This is a genomic window from Zobellia uliginosa, assembly GCF_900156625.1.
Taxonomy (GTDB): domain Bacteria; phylum Bacteroidota; class Bacteroidia; order Flavobacteriales; family Flavobacteriaceae; genus Zobellia; species Zobellia uliginosa.
On sequence record NZ_FTOB01000002.1, the window covers coordinates 56,203 to 71,535 of the forward strand.

16 protein-coding genes are annotated in these 15,333 nt (G+C 36.9%); 1 reads left to right on the forward strand and 15 read right to left on the reverse strand.

Annotation, left to right across the window (positions count from 1 at the left end; all coding sequences use genetic code 11):
* Positions 1-23: 23 nt before the first annotated feature.
* The 10 genes from BW980_RS05010 to BW980_RS05055 form a co-directional block, all read right to left on the reverse strand.
* Entirely contained in the window at positions 24-746 is a 723-nt protein-coding gene (locus BW980_RS05010) for an SMI1/KNR4 family protein (RefSeq protein ID WP_076453864.1), read from the reverse strand.
* Between the two features lie 163 nt (positions 747-909).
* Positions 910-1,488, reverse strand: a complete 579-nt coding sequence (locus BW980_RS05015; protein ID WP_076453865.1) for a hypothetical protein — start codon at positions 1,486-1,488, stop codon at positions 910-912.
* Positions 1,489-1,534: 46 nt separating this feature from the next.
* The gene (locus tag BW980_RS05020) at positions 1,535-2,152 is read right to left on the reverse strand and encodes a hypothetical protein (RefSeq protein ID WP_076453866.1); all 618 of its coding nucleotides are present in this window, start codon (positions 2,150-2,152) and stop codon (positions 1,535-1,537) included.
* 238 nt (positions 2,153-2,390) lie between these two features.
* Positions 2,391-3,221, reverse strand: a complete 831-nt coding sequence (locus BW980_RS05025) for a DUF4304 domain-containing protein (protein ID WP_076453867.1) — start codon at positions 3,219-3,221, stop codon at positions 2,391-2,393.
* A gap of 491 nt (positions 3,222-3,712) precedes the next feature.
* Positions 3,713-4,429 carry a Cthe_2314 family HEPN domain-containing protein gene (locus tag BW980_RS05030; protein ID WP_076453868.1) on the reverse strand — a complete coding sequence of 239 codons (717 nt, stop codon included), beginning with the start codon at positions 4,427-4,429 and terminating at the stop codon, positions 3,713-3,715.
* Between the two features lie 44 nt (positions 4,430-4,473).
* Positions 4,474-5,019 carry a hypothetical protein gene (locus tag BW980_RS05035; RefSeq protein WP_076453869.1) on the reverse strand — a complete coding sequence of 182 codons (546 nt, stop codon included), beginning with the start codon at positions 5,017-5,019 and terminating at the stop codon, positions 4,474-4,476.
* Between the two features lie 1,177 nt (positions 5,020-6,196).
* A complete protein-coding gene (locus BW980_RS05040) occupies positions 6,197-6,394 on the reverse strand; it encodes a hypothetical protein (RefSeq protein WP_076453870.1) in 198 nt (65 codons plus the stop codon).
* 450 nt (positions 6,395-6,844) lie between these two features.
* Positions 6,845-7,882 carry a reverse transcriptase family protein gene (locus tag BW980_RS05045; protein ID WP_076453871.1) on the reverse strand — a complete coding sequence of 346 codons (1,038 nt, stop codon included), beginning with the start codon at positions 7,880-7,882 and terminating at the stop codon, positions 6,845-6,847.
* A 187-nt stretch (positions 7,883-8,069) separates the two neighbouring features.
* Positions 8,070-8,384: a hypothetical protein gene (locus tag BW980_RS05050; protein ID WP_076453872.1), complete on the reverse strand. Its 315-nt coding sequence runs from the start codon at positions 8,382-8,384 to the stop codon at positions 8,070-8,072.
* A gap of 4 nt (positions 8,385-8,388) precedes the next feature.
* Entirely contained in the window at positions 8,389-9,231 is an 843-nt protein-coding gene (locus tag BW980_RS05055) for a phosphoribosyltransferase-like protein (protein ID WP_076453873.1), read from the reverse strand.
* 121 nt (positions 9,232-9,352) lie between these two features.
* Here BW980_RS05055 and xerA point away from each other — a divergent pair, with 121 nt between their 5' ends.
* Positions 9,353-10,171, forward strand: coding sequence for a site-specific tyrosine recombinase/integron integrase (gene xerA / locus BW980_RS05060; protein ID WP_076453874.1), 819 nt, complete (start codon positions 9,353-9,355; stop codon positions 10,169-10,171).
* A 119-nt stretch (positions 10,172-10,290) separates the two neighbouring features.
* Here the strand turns inward: xerA and BW980_RS05065 are convergent, their stop codons facing one another.
* The 5 genes from BW980_RS05065 to BW980_RS05085 are packed head-to-tail and all read right to left on the reverse strand — an operon-like array spanning position 10,291 to position 15,301.
* Positions 10,291-11,706 carry an alkaline phosphatase gene (locus BW980_RS05065; protein ID WP_076453875.1) on the reverse strand — a complete coding sequence of 472 codons (1,416 nt, stop codon included), beginning with the start codon at positions 11,704-11,706 and terminating at the stop codon, positions 10,291-10,293.
* Positions 11,707-11,739: 33 nt separating this feature from the next.
* The gene (locus BW980_RS05070; RefSeq protein WP_076453876.1) at positions 11,740-12,177 is read right to left on the reverse strand and encodes a hypothetical protein; all 438 of its coding nucleotides are present in this window, start codon (positions 12,175-12,177) and stop codon (positions 11,740-11,742) included.
* Complete coding sequence (locus BW980_RS05075) at positions 12,167-13,453, reverse strand: ABC transporter permease (RefSeq protein ID WP_076453877.1); 1,287 nt, start codon at positions 13,451-13,453, stop codon at positions 12,167-12,169. Before BW980_RS05075 ends, BW980_RS05070 begins: the two co-directional genes overlap by 11 nt.
* Positions 13,450-14,079: an ATP-binding cassette domain-containing protein gene (locus BW980_RS05080; protein WP_076453878.1), complete on the reverse strand. Its 630-nt coding sequence runs from the start codon at positions 14,077-14,079 to the stop codon at positions 13,450-13,452. The genes BW980_RS05075 and BW980_RS05080 overlap by 4 nt, the downstream gene beginning before the upstream one ends.
* A gap of 25 nt (positions 14,080-14,104) precedes the next feature.
* Positions 14,105-15,301, reverse strand: a complete 1,197-nt coding sequence (locus tag BW980_RS05085; RefSeq protein ID WP_076453879.1) for a GTP-binding protein — start codon at positions 15,299-15,301, stop codon at positions 14,105-14,107.
* Between the last annotated feature and the right edge of the window lie 32 nt (positions 15,302-15,333).

Consider the following 15,333-nt stretch of genomic DNA (forward strand, 5'->3'; position numbering starts at 1 on the left):
TACACGGTGTTAGGCATCTGGCTTTATTTTTTTCCTCCGAATAATCTTGATAGAAATCCTTGTTTTACTTTTTTCTCTACAATCCAAATCGGTTTATCTGTCGGTCTTATGATTTTCGTATTGGGACCTGATTTTCCCCAAGGAAATCCGGTTTTTATTGGTTCATTTGTTAAATCTACAATTAAAAACATTTCAGGAAATGCTATTTTTTTGTTTTCAAAATCATAGTCTTTCTCATTCTTTTCCATAATTCCGACTTTTTCAGTCCAAATTTCCATAACGGTTTGTTCGTGAATTATGTCAAGTGTTGATTCATTTCCTTTTTTTCCATATTCGTCAACCTGCTCAATAAATTGACTTAAATTTTCGGAATGTTTTACAATAACTGCTGGGTCGTGACAAACATAATAGACTGAATTCCAATTTCCTTTTGTGTCAATGTCAAGAATCCAAAAATTCCCAAATCCATCTCCAGCAAGTTGGATTGAATTAGGAAACATTTCTTCAAAACCAAAATGTCCAAATGAGTCAAATCGAACTTCTTCTAATCCGTAAAATTCAAAACCTTTACTAAACTTTAAAAGTTCTTCAATTTCAGTAGGAAGAAAATTGTTAGGTAACTGCTTTTTGTATTCAACAATTTCTTCATTGGTCATTCCGTCCAACAATTCTACTTTATATAAATCTCCATCTTCAGATTCGTACTTATTGGTTAAAATTGATTCTAATTTTTGTTTCGGATTCATATTTTGAGTTGAGTGAGTAGCTTGTGCCTAACGGTTTATGTATGATTAGTTGCGGACTTTTCCAACGGAAAATGTCCGCCTGACTCTAAAGATAATTGATTGCAGGAATTTCCAAGTGGAAATTCCGACCGCAATTAATTATACACCATGTTGTAACACGTTTTTATTTTAAAAATTCTAAGTCCAGATACATATTTTTTCTGTCGTCTGGGTCAATATATAGAATGGTTTTCTTTTTCAATGCAAAATGAATTTTCAGGTTATCCGTATCCATTTCAATTGACTCTCTATAGGTTATTGTTCGGCCCTTAATGGTTTTTTTAAATGATATTTGATTTAAAGTCCGATTTACCAACTTTAAATTTCTATCTCCTCTTCCCACAACCTCATTAAGTCCAGCATATCGTGTATTGTCTGTTATAATTTGTTCTTGCCAAGAACTTGAATTTACCTTAACCTTATTTAAGTCTATCTCAATTTTTTGTCCATCTTTTTTAAGTTTTTCAATTCTTTTTTCGTTCTCCGCTTTTGCAGCTCTGTCTGTCAGTTTTGTTTTTATTATCCAGTAAAGAAGTGGAATTATTAGGACAATTCCGAAAGCAACAAAGTAAGGATTTAAGTCTCCCATTGGTCTCCATCTCCCCCGGTAACCAAGGCCAGCAAGTATCGCAAGAAATCCGATATAGACAATTCCAAAAAAGATATAAGTCTTTAGAGAATTTATGATGTCCTTAAATTTCATGTTTGAGAAATGTGTTACAACGGCTCGCATAAGAGTAGTGGCGGTTTTAAGACCACAATCTTTTCGGCCAAGACTTACGTTTATTAATAGTATCAACTTTTGTTTTAGCACTTTCTCCGCCATTACTTTTATGCATTGTTGTGCCACGTTTTTTTATTTCTCTTTCGTCCAAGTCCACGTAGTAATCTTGGTTTTTGATTAAGTCTGCACCAATTTCTTCAATTTCTAAATTCAGTTCTCGACCGTCCTTTTCTTTAAAGAAAATCCCGTCACAATCGATAGGGACTTGAATGTCAATCTCATTAAATTCTTTGTCAACCAATTTTAAGTCCCACCAACGCGAAATGTAAAACGAACTTGTTTCTTGGTCAGCAGTTAGGTCAAGGATAGTGTCGGTTTCAAGGTCTTTAATTTTCTCTTTTTGGTTAATGTCAATTATGTAACCGTGTCCACCCGAAACAACACACGCAACTCCTTTACTATTTAATTCTGCAACTAAGAAATTGTGGTTGTCCTTTTCTCTGAAACCACCAACCCATCCAAGTCCGTCTCTTGTTGTAAACTTCACGTAATGCCAAACTTGTTCTCGCCAAGGTCCTGGCAAGTCAAACAGGATTTCTTCATACTCTCCTGAAATTGGTGCTCCGTTTAGTTTCTCTGTCATTTTTTTAATGTGGCACAACGTTGTTGTATAAGAATAGTTGCGGGTTTGTATGCGAGGAATTTCCGAAGGAAATTCAGACGTTACAAACACGCAACGACCTTTGATTAAGCACTAAACCGTAATTATTTTTATACGGTGTGCCTGTTGCACAAGCATGAATTCCATCAACATCTACTTGTTAGGTTATTTTGTGAAATATAACTAACTGATATATTGGGTTTTCATTATTTCTGATAATTCAAAAACTATCAATTTGTTCCTGATGACGGCTTGTGCAACGGTTACCGGTGTTGGCAACTGGCTTTATTTTCAGTTTGTTTAATTCTCTCTGTTCGTTTTCGGCTAAAATTTTGTCAATTTCAGTCCATTCTTTTCTTTCAATTAATTCTTTCAGTTCTTTCCATTTATTTACTATTTCTACATTTTCTAATCGTTCGTGAAGCTCTATCTCGTTTTCCAAAATCTCGATGGCTTTATTCACTTTATGCTGTTTGAGTTCCGAGAATAAAATTAAAAATTGAGATTTGTAAATGTCATTTCCTCCACACTTGGAATAAAATGGAAAAATATTTGGTTTGCTCGTTATCTTTTTGGTCGAATTGTATTTGTCAAAAAATGGCAACGCATTTACAATTAATTTCTCTGATAAATAATCTGCTAGTATTAGATACTCTTTTGATATTCGGAAATGTTTTCTGATTGTTTTGTCTATTTCTTCTATTTTTTTCGAGCCAATTAAATAGTATTCGTTCGTAAGACCTTCCCAACAATAAGGAACTAATCCAATTCGAATTTCTATATCGTCTTTCGCTCCAGACCAACTTCCACGATTGTCAATATCAATAACTTCAAGTAAGTCATTTGTCAGTCGATAATGTTTTCTGCCTTTCTTTTTAAATCCGTATTCCTTGAGGTTTATACCAATTATTTTATTCAGCTCGTTGTAAGCTGGTTTCCATTTCTCTTTTGGTAAACTCTTAAAAACTTTGTTTTTTTCAAATTCCGATATTTCAGATTCAGAATTTGAGCTCTGTCCTTTGGGTTTTCCGAAAAGATTGAAGTACTTCATTGTCGTTTTTTCAGCTTGTTGCCAACGGCCCGGGACTAGGCCCTGCGGATGCGCAGCATACGCGTTAAGGGTCTGGGCTGGGCATCCGTGGGGCTTATCCCTTGTTGTGTTTCGTTTTGCTTCGGGAGGTCTCTACGGTTCTCTGAGGTCGCTCCCTATATTTTTGCGCCGCCCTTCCCGGGCCGTTGTGGCGTATTGAGCGCACCGGGAATCGAAAAAAGGTATGGGTACGGAGTGTTGCCCGTCTTGCTTTTTTCGATGTAGGGACGCGGCCGAAGGCAATTCGCCACAACGGTTTAGCTATGAACAGTACGGGAGCAAACTAGCGTTTGCTTTCCGCCACGCACATAGCAAAATCTTTTTGTTTTGTTTTTTTCTTTTCCTTGTTTAAAGCAAAATCCCAAAGATTTTGCGGACTTCATAAAAATACACAAACCCTGCGACTAAGCCCGAAGCCCGTATTGTTTATAGGTTTTGTTGTAGCACGTTTTTTACGTTCTGCTTTTTACAAAGTCATAAGTTTGCTTAATACCTTCGTTAGTCAATTTAATGTGTTTTTGAAAAAACTCAGGTAATCCAGACTTTTCTAAGAATATTTCTTTAATCTTAGTCATATCACCAGTATTACTTAAAATTAATTCTTTGTATTTCGTTTCTATATGTTCGTAATGAACAACAACTTTTCTTTTTTCATTGAAGTCTTTAAATTCTCCGTCTTTGAAATCAATTAGCCATTTTATATTGTGATTTGTTTGATATTCAGTTTTTAAGTTCTCAATAACGTTTGCAAACATAATTGCCCTCGGATTTGGAAACTTATCTGGAAATTCATTCGCGATTTTATCTCCAATTCTGTCCCAAAAGTTATAAAGCTTTTCAAAACATATACTTGCATACATTCCATAAAGGGAATCATACATATTCTGTCTGTAGGTACTAAATTCTTTGCCTTTTAAGATTGCTGTTTCATTTATTGGATTATTAATGTAAGGTCTAAGAGCGAATAAAATTCCAGTTACATAAACTAAGTCTGCGTGTATGTATCTGATATCTTGAGTTATGTTATAATCTAGTCTTGAATCAACTGCTTTTTGACCAATAAAGAAGGAATCCAGTTTAATCTTATCTGCCTCAGTATTTAATCCATTCTCTTTTACCTTTCTCGTAATAAGTGTGTAAAAGTCATTTATAATTTCCTTGTCGGTCATTGCGGATTTATTGCTTAAAAAGAGGTTTTGTTGTAGCACGTTTTTTAACTGATTGGATAATTTTTCATTCCAATAAAAAATCCATTCATCATTTTATTTATAAATCCGTCATATTCGTTAAAAACTCTTTTAAATGTATTAAAATCGTCTATTGTTGTTACTTTAAAATCATTTGGACTTTTCGGATGTGTGATTCTATCTCTTTCGGTTTTTATTGTTTTTAATCGTTCTAAATCTGAATCAAAATATTCTTTTTGAATATCAGTTTTTTCCCAAGTCTTAGCTATTTGCTTGAATGTTTTTTTGAATTTTACCATAAACTTATCTCTATCTGAATAATTTTGATAGCTATCAAGTCTGTTTAAATTAAATAAATCGGATTCAATCAAAGAAAATAACTCTCTTAAACAAGCTCTGTATAATGTATTAAATGCTTTTTGGTCATTCTTTGATTCAAAAGTCAACTCAATAAGATTCAAATAATCATTACGTATTATGTTATGAGTCTTCTGATAATTATGAAAAATCAGTTCAGCTTCTTGAAACTCTTTTAAACTACTATAATATTTTGTAGGGTGTTCTGCTTCCATTTTTTAAATGTGCTACAACGGCCCGGGACTAGGCCCTGCGGATGCGCAGCATACGCGTTAAGGGTCTGGGCTGCGCATCCGTGGGGCTTATCCCTTGTTGTGTTTCGTTTTCCTTCGGGAGGTCTCTACGGTTCTCTGAGGTCGCTCCCTATATTTTTGCGCCGCCCTTCCCGGGCCGTTGTGGCGTATTGAGCGCACCGGGAATCGAAAAAAGGTATGGGTACGGAGTGTTGCCCGTCTTGCTTTTTTCGATGTAGGGACGCGGCCGAAGGCAATTCGCCACAACGGTTACGTATAAGAATAGTGCGTTATTTTGAGCTCGAGGATTTTCCGCAGGAAAATCAGAGTTAGTAAACAGACACTGCCTTATAAATTTTGTACTAAAATACGCATTATTTTTATACAATGTGCCTGTTGCACAAGCATGAATTCCATCAACACCTACTTGTTAGGTTATTTTGTAAAATATAACTAACTGATATTTTGTCTTTTAATTATTTCTTATAATTCAAAAACTATCAATTTATTCCGGATGACGGGTTGTGCAACGGTTACCAATGTTATGTAGCGGTTTTGATTTTTTGATAAAGATTGGCTTGACCTTTTTCGGAGTTTGAGTGAGTTCAGTTTTATTCTTATTCCGCAAAGTATTTGAATTCCGATTGATTTTATAGAGTTCAGAAATTTAAGATATTCCGCAGCTTTTTCTAATTCCGCAAACAAGCTTTTTTTCTTTTTTATAGTTCAGAAGAGGGGAAATGTTCCGCCTAATTTCCGCAATGGTTGCGTTATACATTTCTCTTTGCTCACTGCTACATAACGTCTCGGCTATGCGTAGTGCGGGATTTGAAAAGCGGAGTTTTCAAATTTGCACGTAGCCAAGAGTTTATATTTTGTTTTTAATTTATTCAGCTTAAACACCAAATTAAAGTATTGGCGGACTTTATTAAATGCTCTGACCTTTCGTTTAGTAGAAAACCCGCATTACGTATAGCCCTTGTGCCTGTTGCACAACCATGAATTCCATCAATACCTACTTGTTAGGGTATTTTTTGCAAAATACAATTAACTGATATTCTGCGTTTTAGTTATTTTTGTAACTTAAAAACTATCAATTTGTTCCCGATGACGGCTTGTGCAACGATTACCCTTGTTGGCAACTGGCTTTTGTTTTCTTTCATTTCAATTTTTTATTCTTTTCTTTTTTTATTAAAGACAATGCAATTTTTAACGCTTCTATTCTATTCACAAGAAGGCTTTTTTGAGAAGACCTGTCTCTATCTATTAGTTTTTCTAAAGATTTTTCACATTTATGAATTAAAGATGTAATTCTAATAGCTGCTTGGTCTAAATCTTCTTCAGAATAATTTTCCATTTTTTAAAGTTATTTACTTAAAGTTCAGAGTTGTTTAGCTTGATGCCAACGGCCCGGGACTAGGCCCTGCGGATGCGCAGCATACGCGTTAAGGGTCTGGGCTGCGCATCCGTGGGGCTTATCCCTTGTTGTGTTTCGTTTTCCTTCGGGAGGTCTCTACGGTTCTCTGAGGTCGCTCCCTATATTTTTGCGCCGCCCTTCCCGGGCCGTTGTGGCGTATTGAGCGCACCGGGAATCGAAAAAAGGTATGGGTACGGAGTGTTGCCCGTCTTGCTTTTTTCGATGTAGGGACGCGGCCGAAGGCAATTCGCCACAACGGTCTCGGCTATGAGTAGTTGCGTGGTTTAGCACTTAACTTTGCAAGTACAAACCAAACTGAAAATCCGAGAGGATTTTCAGATGTAGGCGAGAACAAGCAGTTACTTATAGCCATTGTTGGTGGCTGGGCTTCTACGTCTGACCGCTAATCTCACTTTTTAACTTAATCAAATACTCTTTATATTCTATAAACTCTGTATCGGTCGGGTTGATTTGAATAATGAAATTCACCTTACCTAATAGATGTTCTAAATAGTTTCTTTTTTTTATTCCTTTTCGCTCCATATGATTTGCCAACCCAAACTTCTTAATGTAGTAAAGTTCCTGTCTTACTTTGTTACGTTTATGAAAAACAACTTGTGGTTTTTGATTAACTACAATTCCTGTAACCGACTGTCTTTGATTAGGTGTCATTAGTTTTATCTTATCTGGATGAATTACCAATTCTAATTTTACTATCTGTTCAGACACAAAATTTAAAACTGCGTTTTCATCGAAGTTACCTGAGAAAGTTAGATCGTCAGCATACCTTGTATATCTAATGGAATGTTGTTTACAGAATTCAGAAATATGATTGTCAGCTGGCAGAAAGTATAAGTTTGAGATGTAAGGACTTGTTGGTGCACCTTGTGGTAAACAATTTTCCTTTGTGCAAAGCTTAGCAAGTAGATTAGAAATTAAGTCCGAATAGCCAAGAGATTTAAAAATTTGCTCTACTGAGTGTATTTTTATAGAAGGAAAGAAATCTTTTAAATCCAAGGTAAAAACCTTAGGTTGGTTATAATGAAATTTCAGATTTTCAACTATACTTACCTTTCTTTTATATGCCTTGGCATATGGGCTTACTTTAAGCTGTTGAAAGATATTTTGTAAAATCCAAGTTTGAATTTCTTTCAGACTAGGTAATGGTTCAGAAATAGTTCTGGTCTTTCCATTTTTCTTCTTAATCGCATAATCTGTATAAAACGATTTGGTGTAATATACAGCTTTTTTGATATAGGCTTTTTTGTAGCCAACAAGCGAAGAAAAATGTGATGTATTGTAAATTATTGGAACATTGTTTTCAATCAACGGCTTTGCGTAATCCAAACAACGTTTAATGTTCAGTTCTGAATATCCTGAATTTGAGGCTGCCTTTTCAAAGGCTATTTTATATTGTTCAAATGTCATTTTCTCAAAATCGTTAATTGAGTGGGGGGCAATGCCCCCACACTCAAATTAGTGAATACGGGCTTAAAAGGGGTGCAGCTCTGCGGAACCCCTTTTAAGCCCGAGAGCTTGAAAGCCCATTCAATTACAGAGCAGTGACTCACGGCTCCGGTATCAGCCGAAACTGATACAATATTTTGAGAAAGAACTAAAATGTCAACTCGTTTTGACGTGGAACAAAAATAGTGTTTTTATCAATACGTGGTATCTGACTTTTAATATCTTTCTCTATCCATTCATCCTTGTTTGTTCTTTTGTAGTTATCTTTTATTTGTTCATACAGTTCAATTCCATTGTTAGATAATTGAATTTTTTCATCTTGATAATCAACAAGTCCGTTTGTTATAGCTTCTTTGGTTAATCGCGCTATATCTGAATAGGATAATCCTTCTCTGACAAGTCGCTTAATGTCTGTGTTTTTCTTAATTGCATTTAAAAGCAAAAAAATCTCTTTCTCTTTCATTGTGTTAATACCTTTGAAATGGTGCTTCTATTTCTTCACCCTTTGATATAATGCCTTTCCAAAAAACTGGAAAAGTATTATTGGGTGTTCTCATTAATGTAATTAACGCTTCGGATTTTTCATATCCCATTCTATATTTAGATACCTTGGGGATTTTATTCTCAATCCTTTTCATTATTTCAATCTTGGTTTCTAAATCAGGCGTAACATAATTGTCGCTTATACCTTTTTTTAAAATCAAAGAATTATAATTTATAATTCCTTGTTCATCCAATTCAACTTTTGCTTGTTCTTGAATTGCCATTGTCAAAATCCCAAAATTTTGATGTGTAATACTTTCATTATGTGCAACCGCAGATAGTGCTTTATTCAAAGTTTTTCCACTTCCAATATAATCATCAACTAAGATTAGAAAATCATTATCAGTCATAGTCAATTTTTCAGATTTTAAGTCTCTAAATTCTTTCAATAAATTGACTGACAAGTTTTTAAATCCATTAATTGAAGGTTTTATTCCTTCAAGCATTTTCATTACAACGTGTCCACTCTTTACTTCTCCTTCGTCTGTAGGTTTAATTATCGGGAAGAATATTAGTTGATTTTTATCTTTGAATTGCTCTTCTAATGCTGTTTTCAAGAGTCTTCGCAGATTATTGTGATAGTCATTATATGACATCCACTCATACATATGGGTCAGTTCGAGCAGTAAGTTTATTTCATCTTGTTTCAAGTTATCTATTAGGTCACCAAAACGATTTAATTTGTCGTCACAGCCGTCCATTAAAGTCCAACTTTTTAGTTCAAATATTTCTTGAAACTTTAATAAGGTTGTTAATTTATCTATCATATTCGATGTCGTCTTTTAGCCTTGCCACCAACTAGTGGATATACGGCATTTGCCGCATAACATGCTTATTTTAGGATAAATCTAATACTTTTTACTTAAAATCTATATATTCGCTATAAGTATGTCCGTTCGTGATTTTGTGAAAATATTGGAGGTTAAACGGTATAGTAAAAATACAATAGACAGTTATTCGTCTATTGTAAAGTTGGCCGTGCTTTATTTTAAAAAACCTTTAAATCGAGTGGACGAAACGGAGCTGCACAAGTATTTTTACCATATGGTGCACACCAAAAAAGTTTCTTACTCCTATCAGAAACAGATTGCGATGGCGCTGAAACTCTACTACAAGGAAATGTTCAGGCAAAATATTAACCTAGAATTTTTATTTCCGAGTAGAAAGCCAGACAAACTTCCTGTGGTGATTGCAAAAAAAGATGTGCTAAAAATCATAGAAAGCGCCAATAATATTAAACATAAAAGCATGATTGCCCTTGCCTATAGTGCGGGTTTAAGGGTTGGCGAATTAATAGACCTGAAAATCATGGACATTGACTCATCTCGGATGGTCATACATGTAAAATCGGCAAAAGGTAATAAAGACCGTATACTTCCCTTATCCGAAAAAATTCTCGACATGCTTCGTAAGTATTATAAAGAATTTTCACCAAAGCTCTTTTTGTTCGAGGGGCAAAAAGGAGGGAAGTACTCCAGTTCAAGTTTTAACAAACTTCTTAAGGCAGCGGCCAAAAGAGCCCAAATCAACAAAGAGATTACCGCACATACTTTGAGGCACAGTTATGCGACGCATCTTTTGGAAAGGGGAACCGATATTAGGGTAATACAAAAGTTGCTGGGTCATAGCTCTATTAAGACCACCATGGTATACACCCGAGTTGCGGAACCTGCTTTGTTACATGTGGTCAGCCCTTTTGATGATTAGGGCAATCGCAAAATTCGACCGGTTTATAGAATAGCCCTTGCTTATTCTTGAGACCCCACTACCAAATGACCTTGATTTGGTTTTTTTAAGAATTCCCTTCTGTATGACACATCGGTTTTTTAAAATGCATTTTCTACTTCCGCCGCTTCGAGCATAAAGTAGTGCAGGTCCGTGTTCTTTATAAAAGGTTTTAAAAGGTGGCTTCCCGGTCCGTACACGGCCAGTTCAACATAATCGGCAGAATGCTGCATACTGATCCAACCTACGGAATTATACTGTTTTTGAATTTCTGCCAAAACTTTAAAAGGCAGGTGCTTTGGATTATAAAGGCCATCTTCAACATGTAGTTGTGAATAATAGCTTAATAAGAGTTTGGCCTCATCGTCGGTAAGGACAATGTTATTGGCGTAATTCACTCTTTCTTTTAACTGTGATATAGATGTTTCCCTGCCAATACCGTTTAAAATCCAATCATTGGTATGTTTGTATTGCTGAATAGAATCAAAATTGTCGTTTGCCTCTTTGCCGTATATGGCTCCTGGGTTGGCATTTCCATGATCTGTGGTAATAATTACTAAAGTCTCTCCGTCTTGCTCGGCAAAATCCATGGCTACTTGTATTGCTTCGTCATGGGCTACTTGATCATAAATAAGTCCGGCAATATCGTTACCATGTGCGGCCCAGTCTACTTTTCCTGCCTCTACCTGCAATACAAAACCTTTGGGGTGGCCTTTCATGGCCTCTATGGCTTTTTGTGTCATTTCGGCAAGTGTGGGTACTTTTTGTTGTAGCTCCTTGCTATTTTCTCGGTCTATGGAATACGGAAGTCCGTTATCGTGAAAAACGCCTAAAATGGGTTGGTCGATAGATGCGGAAAGCATCTCGCTTCTTGTTTTGACGACCTTATAACCGTTCGAAGCAAAATCTTGGTACATGTTTTTTTTATCCTTTCTCTTTTCGGGAGAAAAGTAAGTATCGCCGCCCCCCATCATTACATCAAATTTATGCTGTAAATACTTCTCGGCAATTTGTTCTTGGGCGTTTCTAGATTTAGAATTGACACAAAAGCCGGCAGGGGTAGCATGGGTAATGGGTACGGTAGTAACACAACCCGCTTTTTTGCCCACTTGTTTAAATTTCTGCCAAATAGGAAGGTGTTCTTCTCCATTTCTGCTCACGTTTAATGCGCCGTTATCAATGCGGACACCGCCTCCCCAAGAGGAACTTGCGGCAGCAGAATCCGTTACAATAGAACTGGCCGAAGCCATATCCATTAAGGATCGGGTTACCTTGTTGTCTTTATAGAGTTGCAACCAATTTGTACCTGTACCCGTTTTTCTGGAAAGATAGAGGTCGGCCATGTTCAACGTGCCAATACTCATACCATCACTAACGATTACAATGATGTTCTTGGCCTTTTTGTTTTTATTGATCCTACCCTGTTGAACGGTATTGGCGGCGCTACCGAAAGGATGAAGTAAGGTCGTTCCCAGAGTGAGCAGTGATCCGTTTCTGAAAAATTTTCTTCTGTTCATTTTTTAGATTTTTTAGTACATGAAATGGGTCTCTTATTTCAAAAGAAAACCAGAACAATCCGTAAGGATATAATTAAAGTGCTCTACATCATCCTTATTGAGTTTTAATGTACCGGTAATAAGGACTACATCATCTGTTTTAAAGTCGGGTTTGGTTTTAAACTGGAGTTCTACTGCCGTTTCCGGTCCCCCATTACCACAAAAGAAACAAGATGCCAGTGGGTTTTTGGATAAAATAAAGAGGTCACCATTGGGGGCTACGTCTAAATAATATCCCGATAGGCTTACCTGCTTGCCCTGAAGGTTGATTATTTCTTGACTAAACTCCGGGTATAGAAAGTTCGATTCATAGGCCGGGAAATATTTCTCGGTGTAATCTATTTTGGCCAAATCATCCCATGTGAGGTCTGTCTGACTTGCGGCCGTCATTGAAACAAAAAGGAATAGGGCATATAAAAGCTTATTTTTCATCACTTAAAATTTTTGAGATATTCATTTTTAACAAGGGAAGAATGGCCAAAACAATGGAAACTACGGATATGACGACTACTATGAGCAGGGTCTGTAGCATTTGGTCAGCAGAAAATGTTAGTATGATATCTTGTTGAAACTGAGACTTAAATAGGTCGACCATAAAATGTAATCCGATTAGGGAAAACAAAAAGCCGAAAAACAAGGATGCCAGTACCATTAAAATCCCCTCAAAACCTATAATACGGAACAATTGAAAGTTACTGGCGCCGTAGGTACGCATTAAGGCAAGGTCGAACGCACGTTCTCTTACCATTTTATATAGGCCGATAAAGATGGTAATACAGGATATGAGTAGAATGATATAAGCGATCCAAGAAATTGCTTTAACCCCAACGCCCGTAAAACGGAAGAGTCTTTCCAATTCGTATTTGGGCAAGGCGGCTTGCATGTCGGTATTTGTATTAATAGTTCTTGGCATGGTCATGAGTCCCATGGGATTTCTAAAGGAGACCAATATAGAGGTTATTTCTTTGTCGTCTTTATCATGCAAATCGTGTTCGCTATGATTGTCATGTTCTTTGTGTTCTCCCTCTTCTTGGTGTTCCTCGTCCGCATCATGTTCACCGTGTTCGTCATGGGCTTCTTCATCATGATCGCCATGATCGTGAACATCCCAAATACTGGCTAGTTCGGTTATGATGAGCCTATCAATTACTTTGTACGCAGGCTTGTAAATGCCGACGACGGTAAAGGCTTCGCTATGTTCTTCTATTGAATTCTCCGTTAGACCATGGGAACTTAAAAATGTATCTCCCAACTTTAGGCCTAATTGTTGGGCAACATCGTTCCCTATAGCGGCTTCCATAGAATTTTCTACCGCTCTTCCCTCCAAAAGTTCGGCTCCGTACATTTTTGCAAAACCCTGGGTAGAACCTACTATGCGATAGCCTTTATAGTTATCGCCGTAGGATATAGGTACAGCTTCCTTTATTAGAGGATTCTTTTTTATTTTTGCCACTTCGCTATACGCAATGTTTCCCGTTGGCTTATCGATGTGTAAAACGGATGAAAGGACCAATTGTAATGGACTTCCCTTGGCGCCTACCACCATTTCTATAGAACCCAAAGCATTTTCAAACTGGTTTTGTATAGACGTGTCCAATTGTTGTATGCCCAGTAATAAACCGATGCTTATGGAAAGGGAAAAGACACTTAAAAACGCATAGAGCGGCTTATGGAGGAGGTTCTTAAGACTTATTTTCCAATTGTTCATAAGGTAATGATGTTTTTGAACCCAGACTTCATACGGATGTCATGGGTAATGACCACTAAATTCGCTTGGTTTTTCTCGGCCTGCTGTTGTAGCAATTGCATTACGGCACTGCAATTTTCATCATCGAGGCTAGAGGTAGGTTCGTCGGCTAGAATGACTTGTGGGTTGTGTATAACGGCCATAGCAATACCTAACCGTTGTAGTTGACCTTCACTCAGTTCGTTTACCTTCTTTTTTTGGGTTTCTTTTAAATCCAGTTGCTCCAATAAAGAAGCAATTGCGGCCAGGTCAATGGGTTTTTTACTGAAAAAAAGACGGGCTTTTAAATTGTCTAGAACGGTCAAGGACCTTACGGCATGGTTTTTTTGAAATACAAGCCCCATGTTTTGCCCCCTGAATGTGTCGAGTTGCGAATGCGATAGTCTGTTGATCTGTACATCATCGATCATAACCGATCCACTAACAGGCTTTAACAGGCCGGCTAGAAGATGTAAGAGGGTTGTTTTCCCTATTCCCGACTTTCCTAGAATAAGAAGGTTTTCCTGCTCTTCGAGGGTAATGTTAGGAAAGTGGAACAAAGGTTCCGCTTTTTTATACTGGAATTTAAGATTGTCTGTTTGAACCATTTTGAATAGTATCTATTTTCTGGTATTACTCTATAGGCCACTGGTCTTGCTGGGGGAATAATTGATTTTTCCATAGGTCGATTTCCGGATCCGTGAGAACACAGTCTTCCAATTCGGAAATCATTTTTTCTTTGTTTATATGCTGTCCAATAAAAACCAGTTCTGTTTTTCTATCACCGAAAAGAACATCCCAATCCGCTTCAATTTGTTCCTGATTTTCGGTAAACGAAGCATAGTTTATCCGCTCGGAAAAAGGCATGGACGTCCACCACACACCGGCAGAATCTGCTTTGCAAGAACCTCCTGCGGAGCTCCATAACAATGCTTGGTCCGATCTTGAAGCTAACCAGAACAAGCCTTTGCTTCTAATGATATTCTGAGGGAAACTTTGGTTCAGGTAGGTTAAAAAACGTTCGGGATGAAATGGTTTTTTACTTCTGAAAACAAAGGAACCAATTCCGTATTCTTCGGTTTCAGGTACGTGTTCATTTTCCAGTTCCTGAATCCATCCTGCCGAGGCCTCCGCTTTTTCATAATCGAACATACCTGTATTGATTACATTCGTTAGTTCAACATTAGATTCGGTTGCCGTAATAATACGCGCTTCAGGGTTCAATTTATGAATAATGGCCTTAAGTTCTTCTAGTTGATCCGCAGTAATTAAATCAATTTTATTGATGATAATAACATTGGCAAATTCAATCTGATCGGTAAGTAAATTAACAATGGTTCTATGGTCTCCCTCAATATCCGTTAAAGACCGGGTAGCTAGATAATCGGGACTGGAGAAGTCTTTTAAAAAGTTGAATCCGTCAACTACGGTAACCATTGTATCGACATAACTAAAACGACTTAAATCTATAGTGCCGTCTTCGCTTTCGAACGTAAAGGTCTGCGCGACGGGAATGGGTTCGCTAATGCCCGTACTTTCAATAAGAAGGTAATCGAACTTGTTTTGGGCAGCTAGTTTTTCCACCTCTATCATAAGGTCTTCCCTTAGCGTACAACAAATGCACCCATTAGACATTTCTACCAATTTTTCCTCGGTTCTAGATAGTGTATTTTCGTTTTCAATGAATTGGGCATCTATATTTACTTCGCTCATATCATTTACAATAACAGCTACTTTTAAACCTTGTTTGTTATGTAAAATGTGATTGAGTAAGGTGGTTTTTCCAGCACCTAGAAAGCCACTTAATACGGTTACGGGCAATTTTTTCATTTCTGTACGATTTAAAATTTAATTGACGCTTG

Coding starts and splice junctions, on each gene's coding strand:
- BW980_RS05010 (WP_076453864.1), bottom strand. CDS start 746: ATGAATCCGAAACAAAAATTAGAATCAATTTTAACCAATAAGTACGAA.
- BW980_RS05015 (WP_076453865.1), bottom strand. CDS start 1,488: ATGAAATTTAAGGACATCATAAATTCTCTAAAGACTTATATCTTTTTT.
- BW980_RS05020 (WP_076453866.1), bottom strand. CDS start 2,152: ATGACAGAGAAACTAAACGGAGCACCAATTTCAGGAGAGTATGAAGAA.
- BW980_RS05025 (WP_076453867.1), bottom strand. CDS start 3,221: ATGAAGTACTTCAATCTTTTCGGAAAACCCAAAGGACAGAGCTCAAAT.
- BW980_RS05030 (WP_076453868.1), bottom strand. CDS start 4,429: ATGACCGACAAGGAAATTATAAATGACTTTTACACACTTATTACGAGA.
- BW980_RS05035 (WP_076453869.1), bottom strand. CDS start 5,019: ATGGAAGCAGAACACCCTACAAAATATTATAGTAGTTTAAAAGAGTTT.
- BW980_RS05040 (WP_076453870.1), bottom strand. CDS start 6,394: ATGGAAAATTATTCTGAAGAAGATTTAGACCAAGCAGCTATTAGAATT.
- BW980_RS05045 (WP_076453871.1), bottom strand. CDS start 7,882: ATGACATTTGAACAATATAAAATAGCCTTTGAAAAGGCAGCCTCAAAT.
- BW980_RS05050 (WP_076453872.1), bottom strand. CDS start 8,384: ATGAAAGAGAAAGAGATTTTTTTGCTTTTAAATGCAATTAAGAAAAAC.
- BW980_RS05055 (WP_076453873.1), bottom strand. CDS start 9,231: ATGATAGATAAATTAACAACCTTATTAAAGTTTCAAGAAATATTTGAA.
- xerA (WP_076453874.1), top strand. CDS start 9,353: ATGTCCGTTCGTGATTTTGTGAAAATATTGGAGGTTAAACGGTATAGT.
- BW980_RS05065 (WP_076453875.1), bottom strand. CDS start 11,706: ATGAACAGAAGAAAATTTTTCAGAAACGGATCACTGCTCACTCTGGGA.
- BW980_RS05070 (WP_076453876.1), bottom strand. CDS start 12,177: ATGAAAAATAAGCTTTTATATGCCCTATTCCTTTTTGTTTCAATGACG.
- BW980_RS05075 (WP_076453877.1), bottom strand. CDS start 13,453: ATGAACAATTGGAAAATAAGTCTTAAGAACCTCCTCCATAAGCCGCTC.
- BW980_RS05080 (WP_076453878.1), bottom strand. CDS start 14,079: ATGGTTCAAACAGACAATCTTAAATTCCAGTATAAAAAAGCGGAACCT.
- BW980_RS05085 (WP_076453879.1), bottom strand. CDS start 15,301: ATGAAAAAATTGCCCGTAACCGTATTAAGTGGCTTTCTAGGTGCTGGA.